This window comes from Plantibacter sp. CFBP 8798 (assembly GCF_014841195.1).
In the GTDB taxonomy this organism is placed as follows: Bacteria; Actinomycetota; Actinomycetes; order Actinomycetales; family Microbacteriaceae; genus Plantibacter; species Plantibacter auratus.
The window spans coordinates 705,056-728,845 of sequence record NZ_JACYTS010000001.1 but is presented as its reverse complement, the minus strand read 5'-3'; the positions used below and the strand labels follow the sequence as shown (position 1 = coordinate 728,845).

The following is a 23,790-nucleotide window of genomic DNA, read 5'->3' as shown; positions in this document are numbered from 1 at the left end:
CGTTTATCACGTGTCAATGGCCTCGGATTATGGTTAGACTCGCCACTGACGACAGGAGCATCTATGGCTGCAACGAGCGCGGACGTAGCGCGACGCGCCGGTCTCTCACGAGCAACGGTCAGTCAGGTTCTGAACGGGTACACCGACCGTTTCGCGGCCGAGACGACGGAACGCGTGCTCCGAGCCGCCCAAGAACTCGACTACGAGCCCTCCGCCGTCGGTCGGATGCTTCGGACGGGGTCTAGCGACTTCGTCATTGCACTGATCCCCAACACGACCTTCGGCGGGAATCTCCAGGACATCTTCGATTCGGTCACCGCGCTTCTGGCGGATCACGGGCTGAGCCTCGTCCTGCACCTCTCGACACCGTCCCCCGGCGCACTCGATCGGGTCCTGGGCGGCATCCGACCGCGCGCCGTCCTCTCCCTCCAGCCATTCACCACCGACGAGCGTCGCATCCTCGCAGACAGGAAAGTCCCGGCGTTCGATCCGACGATCGATGGCGACACGAACTACGAAATCGGGCTCCTGCAAGCTGAGTACCTCATCGGCCGGGGCTACCAGCGGCTCTCGTTCGCGCATCTGCACGATCAACGGACCGACCCGTACGGCTCGGGGCGCGAACGGGCAGTCACTGACGCGTGCGCTGCGGCTGGCCTGCCCGCGCCTAAGAGCCTCGGAGTCGCCATCGACCGGTCGTCCGCGGATGCGGCTCTCGCGGCGCTAGGACCCGGAAACGGCGTGATCTGTTACAACGACGACGTTGCCATCGCGTTGATGACCGCAGCCTCACGACGGAGATGGCGTGTGCCCGAAGACATCGGACTTATCGGCATGGACGACACTCCCCTCGCCCAGGTGATGAATCCCCGCCTCACGACAGTGGGATACAGCCTCGCCGCAGCCGCTCACCACACCACGAGAGCAGCCCTGCTTGCGATCGGCCAGGAGGTCACCACGTCGCCTCTGGACCTCGGGCTGCGCATCGTCCACGGTGACTCCTGCTGACGGGCCAACTGTACTAGCCGACCGTCGCCGACGAGTCAGGACCGCCGAGAAGTGCGGGGGAGATCTTCGGCGCGCCATTTTGTCCACCCGAGTTGCAGCCCCGCCCCGGGGACGCACTGTAGTCCGACGTGTCTTCACAACCTCGGCTTCACCGAAAACCAACCACCAAAAAGAAAGCAGGAACACATGGGAAAGCTCGACGGCAAGACGGTCATCCTCACCGGAGCCTCCTCCGGCCTCGGTAAGCAGCAGGCGATCCGCATCGCCGAAGAGGGAGCGAATCTCGCAATCTGCGCCCGAACGCGGAACAAACTCGACGAGACTCGCGCCCTCTGCGAGCAGGCCGGTGCCACCGTGCTCGCAATGCCGGTCGACATCACCGACTACGACGCCCTCGCCGACTTCGTCGCCGCGACCGCCGATGCGTTCGGCACGATCGACACGCTTGTGAACAATGCGCACACCGTCACCACACCCGCTCCGTTCCTCGAGAAGACGATCGAGGACCTCGACACCGAAATGCGCAGCTCCGTCTACGCCTACTGGCATCTCATGAAGCTCTGCTTCCCGCACATGCAGGACCACGAAGGCGCTGGCGCCTCCATCATCAACTTCGCCTCCGAAGTCGGTATCACCGGAGAAGCCCTCTATGCACCCTACGCGGCGTCCAAAGAGGCAGTCCGCGCTCTCTCGCGCGTGGTCGCTCGCGAGTGGGGAGTCCACAACATCCGGGTCAACACCATCTGCCCCAACGGCCTCACCGACAACATCGCTCAGGGCATCGACTGGATGCCCACCGAGACCCGCGAACACATCGAGCGGCTCTTCGTAGCCAACCCCTTCAGACGTCCTGGTGACCCCTATTCCGACGTCGCCCCCGTCACCGTCTTCCTCGCCTCCGACGACAGCCGCTGGCTCACCGGGCAGAACCTCAACGCCGCAGGCGGAGGACTGATCACCGCCTAGCGAATTCGACGGTGCGCCCACTCCACCTTGGTAGCACGCCCCCGCGATGAACATCGACAACGGGGCGGCCGAGGTGGCTGGGTGTAGGCGCTCTCGTTGCCGTTCCCGCCATGGAAACTCAATGCCAGATGCCCGTGGACTAAGCGGAGGTGGGGGGGTGAGGTGACCGGTCTCTCCTATCAGCGCGTCGAGTCGGCGTAATCCGTTTGGCCAGACCGAATCAGCCCTGTCTCAAAGCCGAGTACAACAGCATGGACCCGGTCCCGGAGATTGAGCTTGCGCAGACACGATTGACGCGTGTCGTCGCGGTCGGCCCAGCGACGAAGAGCGGGGAAGCAATATCTGAGTCCTGAGTTCAATATGCCTAGCGCGATCGCACGGAAAACCTCGCGTTCTCGTTCCATCAGAGCGATGAAGACCGCCGGTGAGGTCGGCCTCGGCGGTGCGCTGTCCACGACAGGTCTCGATCAGCCGCCGCTCAAGGCGGGACGACAGCACGGCGTGGGGACACGCGTTGCTGAGGCCTTCTTGGATGATGCGGTGGGCGGTGAGCTGCACAATCTGCGGGACCACATCGTCCCCGAGGTCCAGTTTCGATGTCGGCTCCGTGCACACTTTCGCGGCGTTGTCGCGAAGCGACGGCTCCGCGTCGATCACTGGTTGAGGGGAAGGTCCTGGTCGCTGCCGTCCGTCCGGAGCGCACCCAGGAGTTGCCGACGCACGCTAACCCGAGGAGGTTTGCCGCAAACCTCAGAGTCAGAACGTTATCGTGATCACAGCCCGGAACGGTCGGCCTCAGCCGTGTGCCAGGACCTGCAGCCCGATGACGAGAAGTCCCCCTGCACCGACCGCACCAAGCAGGAGAGCGCGCTTCGCGGGAGAAAGTCTCGTACCGCGGATCGCCATCGCCATGACGATCACAAGTGACGCGACGAGAGCCATGGCGGATCCCCACAGCGCGACAGATGTAGCAAGCGCACCGAAACTGGCCAGGAGCAGTAAGGCGACCGGGACCACGACAACGATCAGTGCACCCAGCGATGATCGACACGCGTGACGAAACTCAGGCCTGGTGAACAGGGCATCGTGGACGACCAGGTGCGCGACGACGTCCGCGGTGAGTGCGGCGAGAACCGTACCGAGGCCGGTGACGAGAATCGCAAACAGCGCCTGCGCGGGTTCGGGCTCCGCGTGGGCGGCGAGGATAAGCACGACCGACAGCGACGTGAAAGCGACATAGATCCCTTCGCGAACCGACTCGGCTTGCTGAACGGACGTTGCCTCCGCGGCAAACCGGCGCCGCCTCACTGCGGACTCCGAGTCGCCGTCTCCGTGCGTGTCATCGAATCGCCCACCACTCCCCCGAACTCCGCACCACGTGTCGTTGCACCTGAGTGTAGGGGACGAGTTTGCCCACCTCCTTGCCACACGCTGGTGATTACGGATACGGTGTATCCGATACGTGGTTCCAGGCGCGCACCGCGGTCTTGAGAAGGGGGCTACACCGTGGACAGAGTCGATGTGCTGATCGTCGGAGCCGGCGCGAGTGGTCTCACCCTCGCCTGCGATCTTCAGCGCAGGGGCGTACGCCATCGAATCATCGAGGCGTCCGCCCACGGCTTCGAAGGCTCCAGGGCGAAGGGGATCCAGCCGCGCACATCCGAGGTCATGGATGACCTCGGCGTCCTGGCTGCACTGAGGTCGCGTTCGACGCTGTATCCGCCGCTCGGCGTTCATCTCGGCCCGTTCACGATCCGGCGCACGATGATCAAGCTTCATCATGCAACTGAGGACGTGCCGTTCGCGAACACGTTGCTCGCGCCACAGAGTGCGACAGACCAGTCTCTGCGCGAGCGCCTCGAAGAGCTTGGCGGCGCGATCGAATACGGGACTCGCCTCACCTCCTACGAACAGGATCTAGAGGGCGTATCGGCGGTCATGGAGACCGCCTCCGGGCCTTCCTCTGTGCGTGCCGCTTACATCGTCGGGGCGGACGGCGGATCCAGTGCCGTCCGGAAGGGCACCGGGATCGCCTTCCAGGGTACGACGGATGAGAGCGACCGGATGATCGTCGCCGACCTCTCATTGTCCGGCCTCTCCTGCGACCGCTGGCACATCTGGCCTCGCCACGCCGGTCGCTTCATGGCCCTCTGTCCACTGCCGAACGGATCGTTCCAGCTCATGCTGAAACTACGGCCCACCGACCCGGCCACCCTCGATCGTGACGGCATCGAACAGCTCATCACCCCGATTCTCGGACGCGCCAAGATCCAGGTCGGCGCCGTACTGTGGTCCTCCGTCTGGCGTCCGAACATCCGATTGGCAGAGCGATACCGTGTCGGCCGGGTGTTCCTCATCGGGGACGCCGCGCACGTTCATCCGCCAACCGGAGCGCAAGGCCTCAACACCGGAGTCCAGGATGCCTACAACCTCGGATGGAAACTCGGACAAGTCATTGCCGGCGCACCCGATTCCCTCCTTGACTCCTACGAAACCGAGCGTCAGCCAGTCGCTGCGCGAGTTCTCGGCCTCGCGACGACCCTTTACGCTCACCTGAGAGACCGCCCAATGGCTGCGACGGTGCGCGGTGATGAGGAGCGTCAGCTGGGTCTCTCCTACCGCTCCGGCCCGCTCACTTCCGAAGAGCGGCCGTCCGTTGGACGCGTGGGCGACGGAGACCGCGCGCCCGACTCAGGCATCGTGCTCAGCGACGGGCAACGCTCCACGCTGTTCGACGTCCTCCGCGGCCCGCACTTCTCGCTCATCGCCTCCAGTACTCGCGCCGCCGAGGAGGCTCGCAGTGTTCCGCAACCGACATCCGGGGCCGAACTGCGATTGGTGACGCTCGCACCATCGCAGAACGCGACCTTTGCACGCCTGTACGGCGTCGAGGACGACGCGCTGATCGTCGTGCGTCCCGACGGATACATCCTCACCGTCACTGGAAGCGCCGACCGAGTGAGGCAAGCGCTCTCAGCGGTAGCCCCTCTGACGAACTGAACTGACCTCGCTCACCAGACACAAGGAAGTGGATGACCGTGACGCACGAGCACGACAACACCCGAACCGCCATACGGGCCTTCACAGACCAGCCGCGGACGACCCTGTCCTTCGTGGCCGTGCCCAGTCCATCTGACGACCGCGCACAGTTCGTTGAAGCCGAGTCCCAGGCTGCGTTGAGACAGTTCCCCGTCTCTCGGCTAACCGGGTATGGCATTGATATCAGTGACGCGCTGGAACTGCATGAATCAGTGTTGAGGGGCGAGCGCTGGCAGGCTTCCGCTACTGCTCTGGCCGAACGCTGTATCACCCGTGCCCGGCCGGGCGAAGCAGTCCGCCCGAGCACGTACTCTCGCATCAGCCTGCTCCGTCGAGCCTCTGCGCTGCTACGGGTGAGCCAGGTCATGCTGCTCACGGATTCTGCAGAACGCCGCGAGATGTATAGAACCGCAGCGGCGCTCTACACCGAAGCCGCGGACGCCGCGGGTGACCGCGCGGGTGTCTCGATCGAGACGCCTCTGGGTACCCTCAAGGGCTGGTACATCCCCGCCGTCGGACCGACGATCGGCGCGGCCCTGGTCATCGGCGGTATCGAAGGCTACGCGATGGACTTCGACAGCCTCGGTGAAGCACTGTCGAAACGAGGCGTCACCGCGCTGCTCCTCGATGGCCCCGGTCAGGGCGCGTCGCGCTTCGAGAACGATGTATATCTCAGCAACGACTGGGCCAGGGGCCTCGCATCCGCCGTGGACTACCTCCAGGATCAGGTGTCGGATGTCCCGCTCGCGATCATCGGCAACAGCATGGGTGGCAGCTTCGCGATGTCCGTCGCAGCCCAGGACACCCGGATCGTCGCTTGCTGCGAAAACGGAGGCGTCGCGGCGCCGTGGCTGATCCCTCCGAGTGTGGGCACGTTCTATCTCAAGATGCTCTCGTTCTGCGGGACCACCGACGAGGACCTTGCCCGCACGATCTGGTCGACTGTCAGGCCACTCGCGGCCGGCTCGAACACTGAATACGCCCTCCTCGTCGTCCATGGTGGAGCAGACCCACTGGTCTCCGCAGAGATGGCCGATGCGATGTTCACCGGCGCTCACGTCACGGACAAACGAATGGTCACGTTTGCAGATGGCGAGCACTGCATCTACAACCACCTCGCCGACCGCAATGCGCTCATCTCAGACTGGGTGCTGCAGAAGGTATCGACTGCGAAGCCGGCGACACTGCCGGCCAGGGAAGGAACACCATGAGGCTCACGGATGCACAGATCCATCTCTGGGATGGGCCGGACGCCCCTCCTCACCACCATCGGGCGCCGTTCACCATCGAGCGGGCGATCGTCGAGATGGATGCCGCAGGGGTGAGTCGAGCCGTCAACTGTCCTGCCATCTGGGATCACGGCTCCAATGACTACGCAACCCAAGCGGCAGAGCGCTTCCCCGAGCGCTTCGCGACCATGGGCTGGTTTCCGCTCACGGCAGACACGGACCGGGCGTCCGTCGACGTCTGGATGGCGAAACCAGGGATGGTGGGACTGCGCTTTGTTCTCTACGACCCGCAGGCAGGCCCGGTACTCGAATCTGGAGCGCTCGACTGGATCTGGCAGTGTGCCGACCAACTCGGCCTTCCCATCGCTCTGATGGTGATGCCGCAGCACCTCGACCTCGTCGCGGCGATCGCCCGTCGGTACCCGAACATGCGGCTCATGCTCGACCACCTCGCTGTGGGCCCGTTCGACCACCTCCCAGAGGCCGCCGCACACCTCGATCGACTGCTGGAACTCGCCGCGATCACCAACATCGCTGTCAAAACGACCGGGGTCCAGAGCATGGCAACCGACGGGTTCCCGTTCGTGAGCACACATGACGTTCTCCACCGAACCTTCGACGCATTCGGCCCACATCGGATGTTCTGGGGCACGGACATCACCCGCATAGAATCGTCCTGGTCCGAGTGCGTCGACATGTTCGTTCATGAGTTGCCCTGGCTGCACGGACGAAATCTGGAACTGCTGATGGGAGAAGCGATGAGCGAATGGATCGGCTGGCCCTGAACGAGCAGACTCGCGGCCCCGGGAGACCTCCGATCCCGATCGATCGCATCGTGCGAACCGCGCTAACCATCCTCGATGAGGAAGGCGCCGAGGCCCTCACCTTCCGAGCCGTCGCGAAGCGGTCGTCCTCCAGCACCGCGACACTGTATCGCCATGTCGCGAACCGCGCCGAACTGATCGGACTCGTGCTCGACGCACTCCTGGCCGAGCCTCGACAGATCGCCGAGGCCGACGATGGTGACGACTGGCGCGACGTCTGCCAGGCGATCGCAGAATCGACCTTCGAGGTTCTCGCCCGACACAGCGGCGCGGCGATCCTGTTCGCGCAGGCACTCCCCTCAGGGCCGAACGGCATGGCGATTCGCGAGCGAATGCTGGCATCGATGCTCCGCGGAGGGTTCTCTCCTCTGGCGGCAGTGAAGGCGACCGCGACGATTTCCCACTACATCCTCGGGTTCGCCGTACAGTCCGCCGGCGCACAAGACCAGGACGACGCGTCGCTCTCGCGTCTGGACGCCCTGTTGTCCGGTGAGGACCGATCGCGATTCCCTGCGACCGCGCAGGTGCGAGAGCTCCTTCCGCGACCACTCGCCGAAGAGTTCGGGTTCGGACTCGACCTCATCCTCAGCGGCCTGGCCGACTCCCTCCGCGATGACGGAGCTACTTCTCAGGTGCTGTCTGTTCCACTGTCCAAGGGCGCTTACCCTCGCTCACGGTCAGTCGGGTTGGCGTAATCAGTCACCGCCCCGGTACTCACCATTTTCTCACCCAGAATTCGAGCACACCACGTCCAACCACGTCTCACAATCCCCCGATATCACGCGGAAGTTCACTCCAGTGAGCCCCAGTTAGCCGACAGTTGGTAACTTCAGCTTCCCAAGCTGATAGCGCGGGTTCGATTCCCGTCATCCGCTCCAATTCCCGTGTGGGGGTTCGTCGTAGAGTCAACGACATGCCTTCGATTCGAAACATCGCCGTCGGCCTTCCCATCCGAGACGGTCACGTTCTCGTTCTGAACGGCATGGACACCGTGAAGAACGTGGCCTTCCATCGCGCGATCGGTGGCGGCATCGAGTTCGGCGAAACCGCGGAAACCGCTCTGCGCCGCGAGTTCGTCGAGGAGCTCGGCGTCACACTGGGCCGCGTGACGCTCCTCGACGTCGCGGAGAACATCTTCGAATACGAAGGTGAGCCGGGCCATGAGATCGCCCACATCTTCGGCGTCGAGTCCGCCGAGATCGATGCCATCCCGCTCGACGCCCGACTGCACGTCCTGGACGAGGGAAGTCCTGTTCGGTGGGTGTCGATCAGCGGGACCGATCACCCCTTCTATCCGGCAGGTGTCGCACGCCTCCTCAGCCCCTCGGCACTCACGACCTGATCGCTACGGGCCGTTCTTTCCATCGACCCGCCGTGACAACACCTGGCCCGGCCACGCGTCAGTCCCGTCGCCGACCGTGAATGCCACGTCACGCTCGTAGCCGGCGGCCTCATAGAAGCGGACGAGATCTCCCGAGCCACCCGCGTAGCAGTCGACCCGCATGCGACCGACCCCGGCGGCCTGGGCGCGCTCCTCGGCGAATGCCAGCAAGCGGCGACCGGTGCCCTTCACGCGAGGATCGCGCGAGCCGATCAATACGCGGACGTAGACCTCCGGCTCGGTGGCGGCCGGCACGTACTCGAGCGCCTCGCCCAGCACGAGCGCTCCGCAGACGCCGACCGCGGGATGCTCGGCGACCCAGGCATCGGATGAGGCACACCACTGCTCGACCCGCGTGATCCAGCGTTCCTGCCCAGATGCAGGTTCGGTACCCCACTGCCGTGTGTTGCCGATCCGCACGAACCAGGCGATTGCCGCATCGAAGAGTGCCAGCACCGCAGCCGCATCCGCCGGGACCGCCCGACGGATCTTCAACTCGTCCATCAACGCGTTCAGCTGTGCGTCGTGTTCGCCCGCATCTCCTCGACGGTCATCTCCGGCGCGCCGCCGGCGGCCGCCTCCGGGTCCATCCAGACGAAGTCCCAGTGGTGGCCGTCGAGGTCGTCGAAGCTCTTCGAGTACATGAAACCATGGTCCTGTTCACCGGCAGGCGTAGCGCCGCTCGCGATGGCCTTCTCGAACATCGAATCGACGTCGGCTCTGCTCTCAGCGCTGAGAGCGAGCTGCACCTCGGTGGAGGTGGTGGCGTCGATGATCGACTTGCTCGTGAACTCCGCGAAGAACTCCCGCGTGAGCAGCATCGCCGTGATCGTGTCGCTGATGACCACGCTGATCGCGTTCTCGTCGCTGAACCCCTCGTTGATCGAGTACCCGAGTGCTTCGAAGAACACGCGTGACCGCGCCAGGTCGCTGACGGGAAGGTTGACGAAGATCGTGGTGGGCATCGGGGCCGTCTCTCTCGAGGGTGCCGGCGGTCCGTTGCCGTCGATCGCACTCGAATGATGGCGAGGATGCTCGACGACGTCAAGAGCCATCCGACGCGAAGCGGCTCGAGCAGCGCACGCCTGTGGTCACGACGAAACGTCCCCGCATGGATTCACGCCTACGGGTGGCGGACAGCAGCCACCGACGGTGTCGGCCGGTCAGCCGGTGGCGACGAAGACCCGACCGTCCGTGGACACCGTCACCGGCTCCGGCCCCGGAGAGACGAACACCGCTGTCCCGCACTCGAGCACGACGGTGTCCGCACCCTGTTCCACCCGCGCCGTACCACCGGTCACGAGGATCACCGCCGCCTGGCCGCGAGCAAGGTCGGTCGCCGTCCCGGGATCGATCCGAACGAGCCGGAAATCGTCGACCGGCACCGGGTACATGACCCCACCGCCGGTTCGCACGATCGGCTCGACGAACGGGACCGGCGACGGTTCGAAATCGAGAACCGCGAGAAGCTCCGGAACGTCGACGTGTTTCGGCGTCAGTCCGCCGCGAAGCACGTTGTCACTCGAGGCCATGACCTCGACCCCGAAGCCGGAGAGGTAGGCGTGGATGTTGCCCGCGGGCAGGAACAACGCCTCACCCTCCCGCAGCGTCACGAGGTTGAGGAGCGCCGCGACGACGATGCCGGGGTCCCCCGGGTACTCTTCGGCGAGCTGCAGGATGAGCTCGCGCTCGGCCGACCAGCGCGATCGACGGTCGGCGTCCGGGACCGCTCCGCTGCCGGTGCCGACACCGGCGGCCGTCACCAGGGCGGCGACCACGCCGGGCGTCCGTCGTTCGAGCACCGCTCGCACCGTCGGTTCCAGACCGGTGTCACGTAGCTCCGCCTCGAACGCCTCGAGCACCATCCGGTCCGGCCCCTCGACGTAGGCGGACAGGTGCAGGAGGATTGCGCGCGACTCCTCGACCGCCCGGAATCCGCAGAGGGCGCGGAAGCCGTCCTGCAGGGCGACGATGATCTCCGGCTTGTGCCAGGCGTCCTTGTAGTTCCGATGCGGTGCATCCAGCGGCACGCCGCGGCGGTCCTCGTCCGCGAACCCCGCCCTGGCCCGGTCGGGCGTGGGGTGGACCTGGAGGGAGAGCGGCCTCGCGGCGGCCAACAGCTTCACCAGGAACGGCATCCTGGAGCGCCCACCGAGAGCCGCGTCGGGGTCCGACGCGATCCAGTCGTTGAGGCTGTCGGGACGACCGTGACCCGGCTCGACGAACTCGGTCACGCTGCCAGGGTGTGCCCCGAGCCAGAGCTCCGCCTGGGGCGAACCGTCGGCGGGCACCCCCAGCAGCTCCGGGATGGCCGTCGTCGACCCCCAGGCGTACCGCTTGGGGTCGCTGGTGATGCGGTGCAGCGCCATCAGAGAGCCCGCCGTCGACCGCGGACCAGCAGCAGACCACCCGTCGCGAGCAGCGCGAACGCGCCGACGATCCAGGGCGTGGCGTCCAGGCCGGTGCTGGCGAGGTCGTCCGTCGGCGCCACCGGGTCAGCGCCGTCAGACCCACCCGGCTGTCCTGTGCCCGGTTCCGGCTCCACCGCCGCGACCGTCGTGACGACGTCGTCGACCAGCAGGGTGCCGGCTCCTTCACCACCGAGGTAGAACCCGATCTGGGTGACGGAGGTCGGGTCGAACGCCGCCTCGCCGGCCCAGGCCGGTGGTGCGAAGGCCGAGAACGGGATCTCGATCAGCTGCCAACCCTCGCCCTCGATGGGCGCGACCGTCTCCCAGTACGTCCCACTCGTCACGAACTGGACGGTGACATCGTCGCCCGGTGTCCCCTGCACCCAGAGCTGGAGCCCGGTGTAGCCCCACCAGTCCTGCGGTGTCTGGAAGGTGCGGACGACGCCGGCATAGCCGGGACCGGCGAGGTCGTACGCGGCCGACATCGCGTTCGTGCCGGTGTCGGGGTTCGGCGTGAGCGTCGGTGTCACGGCGCCGCCCCCGGTGTTCCGCACGTAGGCGGCCTGCAAGGCGGCGTCATCGGCGTACGACTCGAAGTCCTCGACGACGAGCGGTTCGCTCGGCAGCGCCTTCATGAGGAAGTCCGCCGCTCCCGTGCTCGAGGCGGTCGTCCCGGCTCCGTTGACCGCGGTGACCGACCACCAGTACCGCTGTCCCGGCGTGAGGGAGACCGTCGGGGTGACCGAGGGGGTTCCGACGCCGTCGACGACGACGACCGGGTTTCCGAGGTCGGCCTGCGCGGCGAGCGTGAAGCGGTAGTAGGCCGCACCGGCCGCCGACTCCCAGGTGAAGGTCGGCGTCGCGGTCACATCGACGGTGCCGGGCGCCGGTGAGACGGATGCGAACGCCGCCGGCGGCCCGCTCGGAGCGTCCACCGCCGACCAGATGGTGGCCCGCGACACGGTCGCGCCGGCGGCGAGCGTCACCCTGAGGTACGGCCCCACCAGATCGCGCGCGGCCACCGTGCCGTCGGGTCCGACCTCGGCCGCGGCGGTCACCCAGGCTGAACCGTCAGCGCTGGACTCGACCACGACCGATCCGGAGACGATGAACGACGCCGCCGAGAGTCGGTCCTGCTTCCAGGTGACGCTGGCTCCATCGGAGGCGGCGACCACACTCGTCCCGTCCGCGCCTGGCGCGATCGCTGCGCCGTCGTGCGCCTCGGTGAGCAGCCAGGACTCGAGCGGGTCCACGAGCACGCGGGTGTCGGTCTCGGTCATGACCGGGTCCGACAGCGCCGCGTCGGCCCCGGCCCCGTCGATCGCGACGACGCGGTAGACCGCTCCCGTCGGCGAGGCGAAGTCCGTCGCGGACCCGGCATCGGCCCGGAGCGCGCCGATGTCGACCGCGGTCCAGGAGGTCCCGTCGAGCGAGCGTTCGAGCCGGTACGAGACCGCGCCGCCGGCCCCGCGCCATCGGACGGTGTTGATGCCGTCCGCGCGGTCGACCGCTGTGATGAGCGGTGTCCCGACGGCGGGAGCAGCCGGCACGGGACCGATCGCAGCGGCATAGGCGGTGATCGCGGAGACCCGGGCGCGCTCGGCATCGGTCGCACCGGGTGCATGGATCGTGAACCCGTCGTCGTGCGGGACGAGCCCACGACGGTCGCTGTTGCCGAACAGCGACCAGAACAGCATGCCGGTCACGTTCGGGTCGGCGACGAGCGGTTCGAGCAACGCCGGGCTCGCAGCAGTGGAGGCGTACTCGCCGGCCATGTAGACCTTGCCCGCGGCGGTGACCGTGGCCGCGTCCGCGGACACGCGTGCGGCGGTGGGCGGGTAGTAGTGCACATCGACGATGTCGAGCCCCGGCGCCGAGAGCGTGTCCGGGTCGATGTCGAATCGACGACCGGCCGCGACGAGCTGCTGCGGGGCGCGTTCCTTGATGAACGCGACCTGCCGGTCGATCCACGGCGCGGTCATCCCCTCCAACTCGTTCCCGAGCTCCCACGCCATGATCGTCGGGTCCTCGGTGTACCGGACGCCGGTGAGCGCGTTCGTCCGCTGCAGGATCGCGTCGACGTAGGCCTGGTACGCGGCGATCGGCCGCTCGTCGGTGTAGAAGTCGGCCGACGTCAGCCCGTACGGGGTCGTGAAGTCGCGATGCCCGCCGTGGTAGTACTCCCACTCGTCGGTGAGCGGGAGCACCAGCCGGATGCCGAGCTTGCCGGCGTACGCGACGGCGAAGTCGATCGTCGCGAACCCCTCGTCGTTCATCTGCCCGAGGGCCGGCATGATCGCCAGGGGGTTCGCACCGTCCTGGCCCGTCGAGGTCATCATGTGCGTCCGCACGACGGTCGAACCCATCCTGGCCGCCGCATCGAGGGTGTCAGCGATGCGGAACGCAGTCGGGTAGTCGACCCCGCCCACGTTCTCGTCCAGACCGAGCCAGTAGATGTTCGGACCGCTGAAGCGGAAGGTCTCGCCGTCGAGCACGAGGCGGGAGCCGTCACGCTCGACGAACGAGGTGTTGAGCGAGGTCCAGTCGGCCGGGGCTGCAGCTGCCGGCGCCGCGAGCGCCGGGAGCAGTGCGGCGGTGACGGCCGCCGCGAGCATGCCGGCGGCGAGGCGGCCGCTCGTGTCGCGGTGCGATGGGCGGGGGTCGGGGGTGCGATTCATCGTGCCAGGCTCCTTCGTCTGGGATGGTGCATCGGGTCGAGCGGTGGGAGGCCGAGTGCCTCCGGTCGGTGGATGAGTGCTGCGGCGCCGAGGATCGGACCCGCGCCGTCGAGAGCGGAACCGGTCACGACGACGCCGGCCGCGTAGTCGAGGACGATGGCGTCCTGCACCGCGGCACGGACGAGGTCGAGATAGTCGGTGCTGACGGCGGTGAACCCGCCGCCGACGGCGACCGCCTCCAGGTCGAGCAGGGTCGCGGCACTCGCGATCGCCTGTCCGACCGCGGTGGCCGAACGGACGACGGCGGACCGCGCGACGGGATCCCCCGCCGAGGCGTCGACGGCGAGCTCCTCGCCGGTGCGGCCGTCCCAGCCGTGGGCCCGCGCCCAGGCGACGCTCCGTGGTCCGGAGGCGATGCGCTCGAGCGTCGCGTCGTCGGCGGACTCTCCAGGTACGCGCGAGGCGATCTGCACCTGACCGATGTGGCCGGCGTTGCCGCTCCGGCCGGCGATCAACCGCCCGTGCAGGATGATCCCGCCGCCGACACCGGTCGAGACGATCATCGCCATCGAGTTCTCGGTGCCGCGGGTCGCTCCGAGCCAGTGCTCCGCGAGCGCGATGCAGGTCCCGTCGAGACGGACCACCACCGGGGCGTCCGGTAACAGCCGCGCGACGTGTGTCCGGAGGTCGAAGCCGTGCAGTCGCGGGAGGTTCTTCGGGCTCACGGTGCCGCGGCCGAGGTCGACGGGACCCGCCGAACCGATGCCGACGCCGACGAGCGCGGAACCGTCTGGCAGGTGCGCGATCGAGGCGAGGACCACTCGGTCGACGGCGTCTTCCAGTGCACGGCGCCCTGCATCGGGCCCCGTCGGCGCCCGATGCGCGCTGCCGTCGACCACGACGCCCTCGGCCGTGACGAGCGCGGCCTCCACTTTGGTGCCGCCGAGGTCGACCGCGAGCGCGACCGACCCCGACGGATCCCGCTCCGCGGTCATGTCCGCCAGGGTCACCGTGCCCAGTCCTCGACCAGCTGGTTCGCGGTGCGCACGACCCGGGTCGACAGGAGCTCGTCCTCGCCGAGTTCCACCTCGGTCCGCACGTGGAACGTCACGCGCTCTTCCGGCAGGAGGGTCACGAGCTGGTCGTCGACGACGGCGGCCGGGTCCAGCTTGTCGACGAGCAGCGTGAGGTCGCGAAGGAAGGACTCGGCCGTGATGGTCACGGCGTAACCGTCCTCCTGGCGGGCGACCTCGGCGCTGAACCGAGGGGCGGGGATCGTCGAATCACGTGCCTCGGCGAAGGACCAGAAGCCGCGTTCCGCCCCGACTGTGGCGACGAGCACTTCATCGGGTGCCGAGCCCGCGACCGCGACCGCTTCGGGGATCTCGACGAGCGTCGAGGAGCGTCGGTCCAGGTCGACCGGGACGCGCACCGAGGCGAGTTCGGTCCCGTCGAACCGGAGGCGCCGGATGACGAGGTCGTCCGCCCAGGCGTCCGGGCCGTCGTTGAGCACGGCGACCACGAGGGACTCCCCTCGCGGCTGCACGGTCACGAGCCGGTCGGCGTAGACGTGTCGCAAGGCGTAGAGCAGCGGCTTCGCGCGCTCGTCGCCGTCGACGGCCGCCCAGGACGTGACTGGCCAGCAGTCGTTTAGCTGCCAGACGATCGACCCCATGCAGCGTGGGCTCCACGACCGGAAGTGCTCGATCGCGACGGTCACGGCGTTGGCCTGGTTGAGCGACATCGCCCAGTGCCAGTCCTCGGTGTCGTCCGGCAGCGGCAGGTGCGCGACGAGTCCGTCGGTCAGTTTGTCGTTCCCGTCCGTCGCCTTCTGGTGGTGGATCATGCCGGGCGACTCCGGCGTGAGCGGGGAGTCCGAGATGGCTCGATCGATCGTCGACCACGTCGCCGGCCCCTGCCAACCGAACTCGGCCACGAAGCGCGGCGAGACGTCGCGGTAGGCGGGGTAGTCGACGCGGTTCCACAGCTCCCAGAGGTGCACTGATCCGTGGTCCGGATCGTTGGCCGGGATGTCCGGCGTTCCCGACCATGGGCTGCCCGCGGTGTAGTTGCCGGCCGGGTCGAGCTCGGCGACGAGCCGTGGCAGCAGATCGAGGTAGTAGCCCATGCCCCACGTGCGGCCCTGGACACGCTTCTCCCAGCCCCACTCCTCGAAGCCCCAGATGTTCTCGTTGTTGCCGTTCCACAGCACGAGGCTCGCGTGCGGCATGATGCGCGTGATGTTGTCGCGCGCCTCCGCCTCGACCTCGCTCCACAGCGGCTCCTCCTCGGCATAAGCCGCGCAGGCGAAGAGGAAGTCCTGCCAGACCATGATCCCGCGCTCGTCGCAGAGCTCGTAGAAGTCGTCGGACTCGTAGTAGCCGCCGCCCCAGATACGGAGCAGGTTGAGGTTCGCAAACTCGGCCTGGTCCATCCGGCGCGCGAGCCGTGCGCGATCCACGCGGGTCACGAAGGCGTCATCGGGGATCCAGTTGGCGCCTCGCACCCAGACGGCCTCGCCGTTCACGACGAAGCGGAACGAGGTGCCCTCCGCGTCGGGTTCGAGTTCGACGGCGACGGTCCGGAACCCGATCCGCTTCGACCACTCGCCGAGGCGTGCCTCGTCCCGCCTGAGCACGACGTCGAGGTCGTACAGTGGCTGCTCGCCGTACCCGCGCGGCCACCACAGTTCGGCATCCGCGACGGTGAGCTCGACCACGGCGGTGTCGGCACCGGCCGCGAGGACGACATCAGTGCTCGCATCGGCGACCGTCGCTGTGAGCGCGAGGGGCGCGTCACCGTCGCCGGCGCGTTCCACGTCGACGTGCACGGCGACCCGGCCCTCGCCGCCGTCGACGGTCACGACCGGACGCACCGAGGCGAGCCGGGCCGTCGACCACGACTGCAGGCTCACGGGCTTCCAGAGCCCTGACGAAGCGGCGTCCAGTCCCCAGTCCCAGCCGAAGTTGCACGCGGCCTTGCGGATGGCGTTGAACGGGTGGGAGTAGGTGTGGGGGCGGTAGCCGATCTCGAGGCTGGCCAGGTCCGCCGCGGCGACGGGAGAGGCGAAGTGGACGACGAGCTCGTTCTCACCCTCGCGCAGGACGGCACCGACGTCGATGCGGTACGTGCGGTGCTGGTTCCGCGTGGTCGCGACGACCGAGCCGTTCACGGTCACCGTCGCCACGGTGTCGAGTCCCTCGAACACGAGGTCGTGCCGCTCGTGGCCGTCCGGCTCCCACGTGAAGGTGGTGCGGTACTCCCAGTCCGTCGATCCGATCCACGTCACGAGGTGCTCGTTGCGGTCGAGGAAGGGGTCGGGGATGAGCCCGGCGTCGAGGAGGTCCGTGTGCACGAGGCCGGGCACCGTCGCGGGCACGCTCGTCCCGACGAAGGCCTCGGGGATCGCGCCACCGACCGCACGCAGACTCCACCCCTCGTGCAGGAGGCGGGTGGTCAGGGGACGGACGGTGGCGGTGTCGATGATGCTCACTTGGTTGCTCCAGAGGTCAGGCCGTTGTAGATGTATCGCTGCAGGAAGAGGAAGGCGACGAGCGTCGGGATGATCACGAGGATCGTCCCGGCCGCGATGATCTGCCACTGGGCGCCGAACGGTCCCATGAACCGGAACAGCGAGGTGGAGATCACCCCCAGGTCCTGCGACGGCATGTACAGGAAGGGGATGTAGAACTCGTTGTAGATGGCGATGCCCTTGATGATGACCACCGTCGCAACAGCGGGCTTCAGTAGCGGGAGGATGATGCGCCAGTAGATCGTGAAGCGGTTCGCGCCGTCGAGCATCGCGGCCTCGTCGAGGGAGACGGGGATCGACTGCATGAACTGCAGGAAGATGTAGATCGCGACGATGTCGGTCCCCATGAAGAGCAGGATCGCGGCGCCACGGGTGTTGAACAGCTCGAGTGCGGACACCACCTGGAACGTGGCCACCTGGGTCGTGACCGACGGCACGAGCGTCGCCAGGAGGAACAGGCCCATGACGAGCTTCCGTCCGCGGAAGCGGAACCGGTCGAGTGCGTAGGCCGACATGGTGCCGATCAGGATGGTCCCGGCGACGGACACGAGCAGGATGATCGCGGTGTTGAGGAATCCGGTGACCATGCCGCCCTGGTCGAAGGCGACGACGAAGTTGTCGAAGTTGAACCAGTTCGACGGCGGGGTGAGGGGACCGGTCGTCCGCTGTTCGCGGTCGGTCTTGAACGCGAGCATGAAGATCGTGGCGAGCGGGACGACGGCGAAGAGGCTCGCGATGATGAGCGAGGCGTACTTGATCGTCGTCGCGGTGAGGGCGGCGGCACCCTGTGGGCGCTTCGGCCCGCGGCGCGTCCGTCGCAGCGCGCGTCCGGGCTCGGGCGTGGCAGCGGAGACCGGTCGGTCGGCGGTGGCGGTCACGATTCGCCTCCCTTCTCGTCGGGGAAGACCCGGCGTTGGACGAAGGTGATGATCAGGACGATCAGCAGCAGGACGACGGCCATCGCGGACGCCAAGCCCACCTTCGAGAACTTGAAGGCCGTGTTCACCGTCTGGATCACGAAGGTCTCCGAGCCGTTGGCACCGCCGGTCATGACGTACGGCATCTCGAAGGCGGACAGTGCTCCGGCGATGGCCAGGATGAACGAGAGGCCGAGGATGCGCCGGATGCTCGGCAGGATGATGAAGCGGAACTTGTGCCACGAGTTGGCGCCGTCGAGGTCCGCGGCCTCGTACTGCTCGGACGGGACCGACTGGATCGCACCGAGGAACAGGACGAAGTTGAGGCCCATGTACCGCCAGACGGACGTGGCGGCGAGGGAGGCGTTCACGAACGAGGGGTCGCCGAGCCACTGCGGGGTGTCCTGCACGCCGACCGCCGCGAGGAGGGCGTCGAGGGTGCCGCCTGGGCGGAGGAAGTAGAGGAAGACCAGCCCGATCGCGACCCCGTTGATGAGGTAGGGGAAGAAGATGACGCCCTTGAAGAGGTTCTTGAAGCGGGTGCGGAAGCTCAACAGCGTGGCGAGGTACAGCGCCAGGACGAGCTGGGCGACGGCTCCGACGAGGTAGTACAGGCTCACGAAGAAGACCTGGAAGATCTCCGGCTTCGTGAAGATCTGCACGAAGTTGTCGATGCCGACGAACTCCTGCTCAGGTTCGAGTCCGTCCCACGAGGTGAGGCTGTACCAGAACATGTTCGCGACCGGCACGTAGGTGAGCACGATCAGGAAGGCGAGCGGCACCACGAGGAAGAGCCAGGGGGTGACGCGCGACCCGGTGGCCTTCGGGGGTCTGCCCGGGCGCAGGGTGCGCGGCGGGCGTGGATGGTTCGTCACCACCGCTCGGGTGGCGGGTGACGCTCCCTGGACTGTGACCATGCTGGTTGCCTTCTTCGCTGCGCGGGGTGGAGGACACCCGGGCCCGCCGTGGGGACGGGCCCGGGTGTCGATCGGATGGGTGCTACTCGGCGACGTCCGCGCGGGCGGCCGCCCAGCGCTCGTTGAGGTCGGCGAAGGCGCTCTCCTTGTCGCCGTCGGCTGCGCCGCGGGCGATGTCGATGAGCTTCTGGCGGTAGGTGTTGCCGAAGAGGTCGATCTCAGCGGCGTTCGCGATGTCGTTGATCACGGCCTCCTTGCCCACCGGGTCCGGAGCGAGCTCCAGGTAGGTGACGCCGAGGTCGGAGAAGTCGGCCAGCGTGTCCGGCGCCGGGTCGCTGATGACGGGGCTGATGGCTCCCTGGCTCGCGGCGAATCCGGACTCGTTCGTGAACCAGTCGATCCAGGCCTTCGCGGTCGCCTTGTTCTTCGAGTACTTGCTCACCGCCAGGAACTTGTCCGAGGCGGTGACGGAGGTGAAGCCCTCGTCGGTCTTCCACGGCATCGGCCAGAAGCCGATCACGTCGCGGGACTCGCCGGCCTTCTCCGCCGCGTCCTGCATCTGCGAGACGGCCCAGGAGCCGAGCACCATCGAGCTGATCTCACCGGAGGCGAGGAGGTTCTTCGACTCCTCCCAGTTGGTGGTGGTGGGGTCCGGCTCGCTCAGGCCGGCCGCGACGGTGTCGAAGAGGAGACCGTCGATGTTGTACTGGTCGTTGCCCTCGGTCCAGGGACTGTCGGTCGCGATCATCTCGGTGCGGACCTTCGGGCCCTGCACCGCACCGAGGTTGCCCTCGAGCGTCGCGAGCGGCCAGCCGTCCTTGTAGTTCGTGTAGTACGGGATCGAGCCGTTCGCCTTGACCTTCTCGAGTGCGGCGAGGTACTCCTCCTCAGTGGCCGGAGGCTCGGTGATCCCGGCTTTGGTCCACACGTCGCGGTTGAAGACGTAGCCCATGGCGGAACCGAAGGTCGAGACGCCGTAGGCCGTGCCGTCGAAGGAGGCCTCGTTCGCGAAGCGGTAGGTCTTGGACTGCTCCTCGGTGCTGCCGAGCGGCTCGAAGAAGTTCGCGTACTGGTCCTTGGTGACGTTCGACGAGGGGATGAGGAGCACGTCGCCGTAGTCCTTCGAGTTGAGCCGGATCTTGGCATCGCCCTCGTAGTCGGTCAGAGCCTCGAACTTGACGGTGGTGCCGGGGTACTGCTTCTCGAACTCGGTCGCGTAGTCCTTGAAGGTGGTGTCGACGAGGTCGGTGCGGTTCGTGAGGACGGTGATCTCGCCGCTCGGGTCGCCGTCGTCGTTGGCCGCTCCACCGGAGCAGCCGCTGAGGACGAGTGCCGCGGCCGCAGCCGTTGCGGCGAGGCCGATGATCGGTCTCCGGGACATGGGAACTCCTTCGTTCATGGGGGCGAAGGGCCGGGTCGCCTCGTCGCTCGCTGTCCAGCATCGTCTGCCGTCTCACGCGCGTCAAGACTAAACATTATTAATTTATATAACAAATCGATCACAGGGAATCCACCCCACTCGCGCCCTCGAAACCTCAAACGACGGGGACGGGACCCGAGGTGGAGCGCTCGATGACCACGGCGTGCGGCGCTTCCCGTGTGGCACCTGGGCGACCCGCCAACAGCTCGAGCAGCTCCTCGCCCGCCATCTCGCCGATGCGTTGCACGTCGTGGCTGAGCGCCGACATCGGCGGGTCCGACAGCTGGCATTGCGCCGAATCGTCCCACGCCACGATCGACAGGTCGTCGGGCACCCGCAACCCGGCCTCCTGCACCGCCTGCAGCCCGCCGAGCGCCATCACGTCGCTGTCGAAGACGACCGCCGTCGGTCTGGGCTCTCGGGCGAGCAGCGTCTGCATGGCCTGGTAGCCGGACGTCCGCGAGTAATCGCCGCCGATCGAGACCGTGTCCACGTCGGGCAGGTCGGAGGCGAGGGTGAACGCCTCCATCCGGGACAGCGTGTGGGTGAGCTCGCGCGGACCCGTGACGTGCGCGAGACGCCGGTGCCCGAGCGAGACGAGGTGGTCGACGGCCTCGTGCATCGTGACCGCGTCGTTGGTCCAGACCGCCGGGAGCCCCTGAGCCGTCGTCGGAGCGCCGATCACGATCGCCGGGATCGCGGACCGCTCGACGAAGGCCACCCGCTCGTCGTCGTCGATGAGGTCCACGAGGATGACGGCGCTCACCGTTCCGTCCTGCTGCCAGCGCCCGAGCTGCAGCAGCTCCTCCTCCCGCGTCGGCAGCACGCGGAGCAACACGGACAGGCCGTGCGGGCGGACGACGCGATCGATGCCGGCGATGAGCTCGTGGTAGAACGGCTCCGCGCCGTAGATCTCCGAGGCCCGGAACAGCGTGAGGCCGATCGGCCGGGGCTGCGCGATAGTCTGTTCGGCATCGAGACCCATCGGGACGCGGCCTTTCGTGAGGAGTGGTCGTGTGGCCCTCACACTACGCGCTCGAAGATCGCCGGGAGGGACAGTTGGCCAGACGTGAGTCCGTGCAGTCGGGTCCCGGCAGCCAGGCGCTCATCGTCGACCTCATCCGCTCGGCCGGCACCATCAGCCGCACCGAGCTCACCGAGGCGACGGGTCTGACCCAGCCGTCGATCTCCAACATCGTCCGCCGCCTCATCGAGGACGGACTCGTCCGCGAGACCGGTCGGGCCGCGCCCCGCGGCGGCAAGCCGCGGACCCTCCTCGAGATCAACGCGAGCGCCAAGTACGCCGTCGGGATCCAGCTCGGATTCGAGTCGATCACGCTCGTCGCCACCGACGTCCGCGGCGGCGTCGTCGGCCGACAGCTCGTCGACGGCGCAGGCTCGGCCACGCCGGAGCAGGTGACCGACCGACTCGTCACGCTCTACCGCGACTTCGTCGCCGGCGTCGGGCTCGCGGCCCCGTCGATCGCGGGCGTCGCCGTCGTCGCCCCCGGCCCGATCGCCCAACTCGGCGGTGTCCTCCTCGGTCCGCCCACGCTCGTACGCTGGGACGACTTCCCCCTGCAGCAGGCGTTGCAGGAGAGCCTCGACGTTCCGGTGGTCGTCGACAACGACGCCGCCGCCGCCGCGGTCGGTGAGTTCTGGAGTCGCCAGGTGTCGCGCACGGAGTCCTTCGCATGCGTCTACATGGGCACCGGGATCGGCGCAGGAATGGTGCTGGGCGGTGCGCTCTATCGTGGTTCGAGCTCCAACGCCGGTGAGCTGGGTCACATCAGCATCGAGGTCGACGGCGTCCCCTGCCACTGCGGCAACCGCGGATGCCTGGAGCGCTACGCGGCACCGGCAGCCGTGATGGCGGCGGCTGAGGCCTCGCGGGATCGCCTCGACGGACTCGGGCTCGGCTTCGCACCGGAGACGCTCAGCCGCGACTTCGACCAGCTCGCCCGAGCCGCCGTCAGCGGCCATGACGTGGCGCTCGACCTGATCCAGAACTCGGCCGACCGGGTCGCCGCGGCCACGGTGACACTCGCGAACCTGCTCGACCTCGATCGGCTCGTCCTCGCCGGCCCTGGCATGGCGGTGGCCGGTTCGCTCTACGCCCGTGCGATCCGCGAACGTCTCGAGCAGCGGTTCTTCGCCCGGCGGGCCCACCCGATCGTGGTCGAGCTCTCCGCCAACCCGCGCGACGCGGCAGCGATCGGCGCCGCGTCGCTGGTCCTACAAGGCACGATCGCCCCGGGACACGGGCCGGCGCTCACACGCTGAGTCGCCGGTTCGACGACGGCCCAGCCTCCCAGCTCGTTCAGGAGGTCGCCCCGACGGCCGCGCCATCGTCGCGGGCGCGGACCGACGAGGTCACGGCATCCCGCCTACGGCAGGACCACTTCGCCCTGATTGAACACCCGCGGATGGAAGTACGCGTTCTGGATCTCGGCATTGGAGTTGTTGCCACGCAGTTGCTCCGACCAGATCATGAAGTACGACCAACGCGTCTGCGACTGCAGGAGGTTCGCATCCGGCGCCTTCCCCAACTCCGCGATCGCGATCGGCTTCGTACCGGCGATCGTCTGCATCTGCTGGTAGTCGGCCGCGCTCGGATAGTTCTTGTACCAGACGTCGAGTGAGACCACGTCGACGTAGGAGTTCCCCGGGTAGTAGTTCGCCCACCCTCCCGCCGGGTTGTCCTGCACGTTCCACACCCAGATGAGGTTGTCGAGCCCCTGTGAGTCGAAGTAGTCACGCATCTGCTGGAAGATCTTCGCCCCGCCGTTCGCTCCCGATCGGCCGCCCCACCAGTTCCAGGTCTCGTTCATCTCATGGAAGGGCCGGAAGAGGACCGGGACTCCGGCGTCCTTGAGCTGCCGCAGATATGGGACGACCTCGGCCATCCGCTGCCGCCAGGTGGTGTTGAGAGCGGTGCCGCCCGTGACGATCTGCGTGAACTGCGCGTTGGTGATCTGCGTCTTGACACCGCCGTCGAACTCACAGGTCGAGGGGCCGGTCGGTGAGCATGCATGCCACGTCAACGCGACGAGCGAACCGTTCGCCCACTCGGTCTTCGCCTGATCGATCACTCGCTGACGGTTGGCCGCGTCCTGCGCTCGGAACATCAGGTCACCGCCCCAGAGACCGGGATACTGACCGGTGATTTCCTTCACTTGCTGGGTGTACTGGCCCGGCGCACTCGCGGGCTCCTTGTTGTGCTGGCCCGACACGACGTTCGAGCCGGTGATCGAACGGAGGTACTGGATCACCGACGCTTTCGTCTTGGCCGGGAACGCCTCAGCGGGTGCCGGTTGCCCGACCGCCGCTCCTGCCAAGCCGAGCACGAGCGCGGTGGCGAGCGCCAGTCGTCCGGCACGAACATGTGATTTCATCATCGTCTCCTCCCCGCGCTTCCTCGTTGAAGCGGCGGTCCCAACAGGCTCCCCTGTCTTCCTTCAGAGGTCA

20 protein-coding genes are annotated in these 23,790 nt (G+C 67.3%); 8 read left to right on the top strand and 12 right to left on the bottom strand.

What is annotated here, in order from left to right; all coding sequences use genetic code 11:
- The first annotated feature begins 63 nt into the window (after positions 1-63).
- Together IFU30_RS03510 and IFU30_RS03505 are read left to right on the top strand one after the other, a co-directional pair.
- Complete coding sequence (locus IFU30_RS03510) at positions 64-1,008, top strand: LacI family DNA-binding transcriptional regulator (protein ID WP_192004329.1); 945 nt, start codon at positions 64-66, stop codon at positions 1,006-1,008.
- A gap of 186 nt (positions 1,009-1,194) precedes the next feature.
- Positions 1,195-1,974 carry an SDR family NAD(P)-dependent oxidoreductase gene (locus tag IFU30_RS03505; RefSeq protein WP_192004328.1) on the top strand — a complete coding sequence of 260 codons (780 nt, stop codon included), beginning with the start codon at positions 1,195-1,197 and terminating at the stop codon, positions 1,972-1,974.
- A 795-nt stretch (positions 1,975-2,769) separates the two neighbouring features.
- Here IFU30_RS03505 and IFU30_RS03500 read toward each other — a convergent pair.
- Positions 2,770-3,282, bottom strand: coding sequence for a hypothetical protein (locus tag IFU30_RS03500; RefSeq protein WP_192004327.1), 513 nt, complete (start codon positions 3,280-3,282; stop codon positions 2,770-2,772).
- A 198-nt stretch (positions 3,283-3,480) separates the two neighbouring features.
- Here IFU30_RS03500 and IFU30_RS03495 point away from each other — a divergent pair, with 198 nt between their 5' ends.
- The 5 genes from IFU30_RS03495 (at position 3,481) to IFU30_RS03475 (ending at position 8,408) form a co-directional block, all read left to right on the top strand.
- Positions 3,481-4,974 (top strand): FAD-dependent monooxygenase, encoded by a 1,494-nt coding sequence (locus tag IFU30_RS03495; RefSeq protein WP_192004326.1) that lies wholly within the window; start codon positions 3,481-3,483, stop codon positions 4,972-4,974.
- A 32-nt stretch (positions 4,975-5,006) separates the two neighbouring features.
- Positions 5,007-6,224: an alpha/beta hydrolase family protein gene (locus IFU30_RS03490; protein WP_192004325.1), complete on the top strand. Its 1,218-nt coding sequence runs from the start codon at positions 5,007-5,009 to the stop codon at positions 6,222-6,224.
- Entirely contained in the window at positions 6,221-7,027 is an 807-nt protein-coding gene (locus IFU30_RS03485) for an amidohydrolase family protein (RefSeq protein ID WP_192004324.1), read from the top strand. Before IFU30_RS03490 ends, IFU30_RS03485 begins: the two co-directional genes overlap by 4 nt.
- A 50-nt stretch (positions 7,028-7,077) precedes the next feature.
- Positions 7,078-7,761 (top strand): TetR/AcrR family transcriptional regulator C-terminal domain-containing protein, encoded by a 684-nt coding sequence (locus IFU30_RS03480; RefSeq protein ID WP_192004323.1) that lies wholly within the window; start codon positions 7,078-7,080, stop codon positions 7,759-7,761.
- Between the two features lie 218 nt (positions 7,762-7,979).
- On the top strand, positions 7,980-8,408 hold the full coding sequence (locus IFU30_RS03475) for an NUDIX hydrolase (protein WP_192004322.1): 429 nt from the start codon (positions 7,980-7,982) through the stop codon (positions 8,406-8,408).
- A gap of 3 nt (positions 8,409-8,411) precedes the next feature.
- On the opposite strand, the gene IFU30_RS03470 is transcribed toward IFU30_RS03475, so the two are convergent.
- The 10 genes from IFU30_RS03470 to IFU30_RS03425 form a co-directional block, all read right to left on the bottom strand.
- Entirely contained in the window at positions 8,412-8,903 is a 492-nt protein-coding gene (locus IFU30_RS03470) for a GNAT family N-acetyltransferase (RefSeq protein ID WP_197977370.1), read from the bottom strand.
- Positions 8,904-8,959: 56 nt separating this feature from the next.
- Complete coding sequence (locus tag IFU30_RS03465) at positions 8,960-9,412, bottom strand: VOC family protein (RefSeq protein WP_192004320.1); 453 nt, start codon at positions 9,410-9,412, stop codon at positions 8,960-8,962.
- Positions 9,413-9,610: 198 nt separating this feature from the next.
- Complete coding sequence (gene manA / locus IFU30_RS03460) at positions 9,611-10,816, bottom strand: mannose-6-phosphate isomerase, class I (RefSeq protein WP_197977369.1); 1,206 nt, start codon at positions 10,814-10,816, stop codon at positions 9,611-9,613.
- On the bottom strand, positions 10,816-13,536 hold the full coding sequence (locus tag IFU30_RS03455) for a CIA30 family protein (protein ID WP_192004319.1): 2,721 nt from the start codon (positions 13,534-13,536) through the stop codon (positions 10,816-10,818). Before IFU30_RS03455 ends, manA begins: the two co-directional genes overlap by 1 nt.
- On the bottom strand, positions 13,533-14,531 hold the full coding sequence (locus IFU30_RS03450) for an ROK family protein (RefSeq protein WP_192004318.1): 999 nt from the start codon (positions 14,529-14,531) through the stop codon (positions 13,533-13,535). Before IFU30_RS03450 ends, IFU30_RS03455 begins: the two co-directional genes overlap by 4 nt.
- Before the next feature lie 11 nt (positions 14,532-14,542).
- A complete protein-coding gene (locus tag IFU30_RS03445) occupies positions 14,543-17,029 on the bottom strand; it encodes a glycoside hydrolase family 2 protein (protein ID WP_342450797.1) in 2,487 nt (828 codons plus the stop codon).
- The gene (locus IFU30_RS03440) at positions 17,026-17,946 is read right to left on the bottom strand and encodes a carbohydrate ABC transporter permease (RefSeq protein ID WP_412458824.1); all 921 of its coding nucleotides are present in this window, start codon (positions 17,944-17,946) and stop codon (positions 17,026-17,028) included. The genes IFU30_RS03445 and IFU30_RS03440 overlap by 4 nt, the downstream gene beginning before the upstream one ends.
- Positions 17,943-18,902, bottom strand: a complete 960-nt coding sequence (locus IFU30_RS03435) for a carbohydrate ABC transporter permease (protein ID WP_085512119.1) — start codon at positions 18,900-18,902, stop codon at positions 17,943-17,945. Before IFU30_RS03435 ends, IFU30_RS03440 begins: the two co-directional genes overlap by 4 nt.
- A gap of 82 nt (positions 18,903-18,984) precedes the next feature.
- Positions 18,985-20,283 (bottom strand): ABC transporter substrate-binding protein, encoded by a 1,299-nt coding sequence (locus IFU30_RS03430; protein ID WP_192004317.1) that lies wholly within the window; start codon positions 20,281-20,283, stop codon positions 18,985-18,987.
- A 154-nt stretch (positions 20,284-20,437) separates the two neighbouring features.
- The gene (locus IFU30_RS03425) at positions 20,438-21,307 is read right to left on the bottom strand and encodes a LacI family DNA-binding transcriptional regulator (RefSeq protein WP_192004316.1); all 870 of its coding nucleotides are present in this window, start codon (positions 21,305-21,307) and stop codon (positions 20,438-20,440) included.
- A gap of 29 nt (positions 21,308-21,336) precedes the next feature.
- Here IFU30_RS03425 and IFU30_RS03420 point away from each other — a divergent pair, with 29 nt between their 5' ends.
- Positions 21,337-22,605, top strand: coding sequence for an ROK family transcriptional regulator (locus IFU30_RS03420; protein ID WP_240773515.1), 1,269 nt, complete (start codon positions 21,337-21,339; stop codon positions 22,603-22,605).
- 104 nt (positions 22,606-22,709) lie between these two features.
- On the opposite strand, the gene IFU30_RS03415 is transcribed toward IFU30_RS03420, so the two are convergent.
- Positions 22,710-23,717: a glycosyl hydrolase gene (locus IFU30_RS03415; RefSeq protein ID WP_192004315.1), complete on the bottom strand. Its 1,008-nt coding sequence runs from the start codon at positions 23,715-23,717 to the stop codon at positions 22,710-22,712.
- Positions 23,718-23,790 lie beyond the last annotated feature (73 nt).

Excerpts from the sequence above, each read along its gene's own strand:
- IFU30_RS03430 (WP_192004317.1), bottom strand. The coding sequence starts at position 20,283 with ATGTCCCGGAGACCGATCATCGGCCTCGCCGCAACGGCTGCGGCCGCG.
- IFU30_RS03450 (WP_192004318.1), bottom strand. The coding sequence starts at position 14,531 with ATGACCGCGGAGCGGGATCCGTCGGGGTCGGTCGCGCTCGCGGTCGAC.
- IFU30_RS03465 (WP_192004320.1), bottom strand. The coding sequence starts at position 9,412 with ATGCCCACCACGATCTTCGTCAACCTTCCCGTCAGCGACCTGGCGCGG.
- IFU30_RS03485 (WP_192004324.1), top strand. The coding sequence starts at position 6,221 with ATGAGGCTCACGGATGCACAGATCCATCTCTGGGATGGGCCGGACGCC.
- IFU30_RS03455 (WP_192004319.1), bottom strand. The coding sequence starts at position 13,536 with ATGAATCGCACCCCCGACCCCCGCCCATCGCACCGCGACACGAGCGGC.
- IFU30_RS03475 (WP_192004322.1), top strand. The coding sequence starts at position 7,980 with ATGCCTTCGATTCGAAACATCGCCGTCGGCCTTCCCATCCGAGACGGT.
- manA (WP_197977369.1), bottom strand. The coding sequence starts at position 10,816 with ATGGCGCTGCACCGCATCACCAGCGACCCCAAGCGGTACGCCTGGGGG.
- IFU30_RS03505 (WP_192004328.1), top strand. The coding sequence starts at position 1,195 with ATGGGAAAGCTCGACGGCAAGACGGTCATCCTCACCGGAGCCTCCTCC.
- IFU30_RS03510 (WP_192004329.1), top strand. The coding sequence starts at position 64 with ATGGCTGCAACGAGCGCGGACGTAGCGCGACGCGCCGGTCTCTCACGA.
- IFU30_RS03490 (WP_192004325.1), top strand. The coding sequence starts at position 5,007 with ATGACCGTGACGCACGAGCACGACAACACCCGAACCGCCATACGGGCC.
- IFU30_RS03425 (WP_192004316.1), bottom strand. The coding sequence starts at position 21,307 with ATGGGTCTCGATGCCGAACAGACTATCGCGCAGCCCCGGCCGATCGGC.
- IFU30_RS03415 (WP_192004315.1), bottom strand. The coding sequence starts at position 23,717 with ATGAAATCACATGTTCGTGCCGGACGACTGGCGCTCGCCACCGCGCTC.
- IFU30_RS03435 (WP_085512119.1), bottom strand. The coding sequence starts at position 18,902 with ATGGTCACAGTCCAGGGAGCGTCACCCGCCACCCGAGCGGTGGTGACG.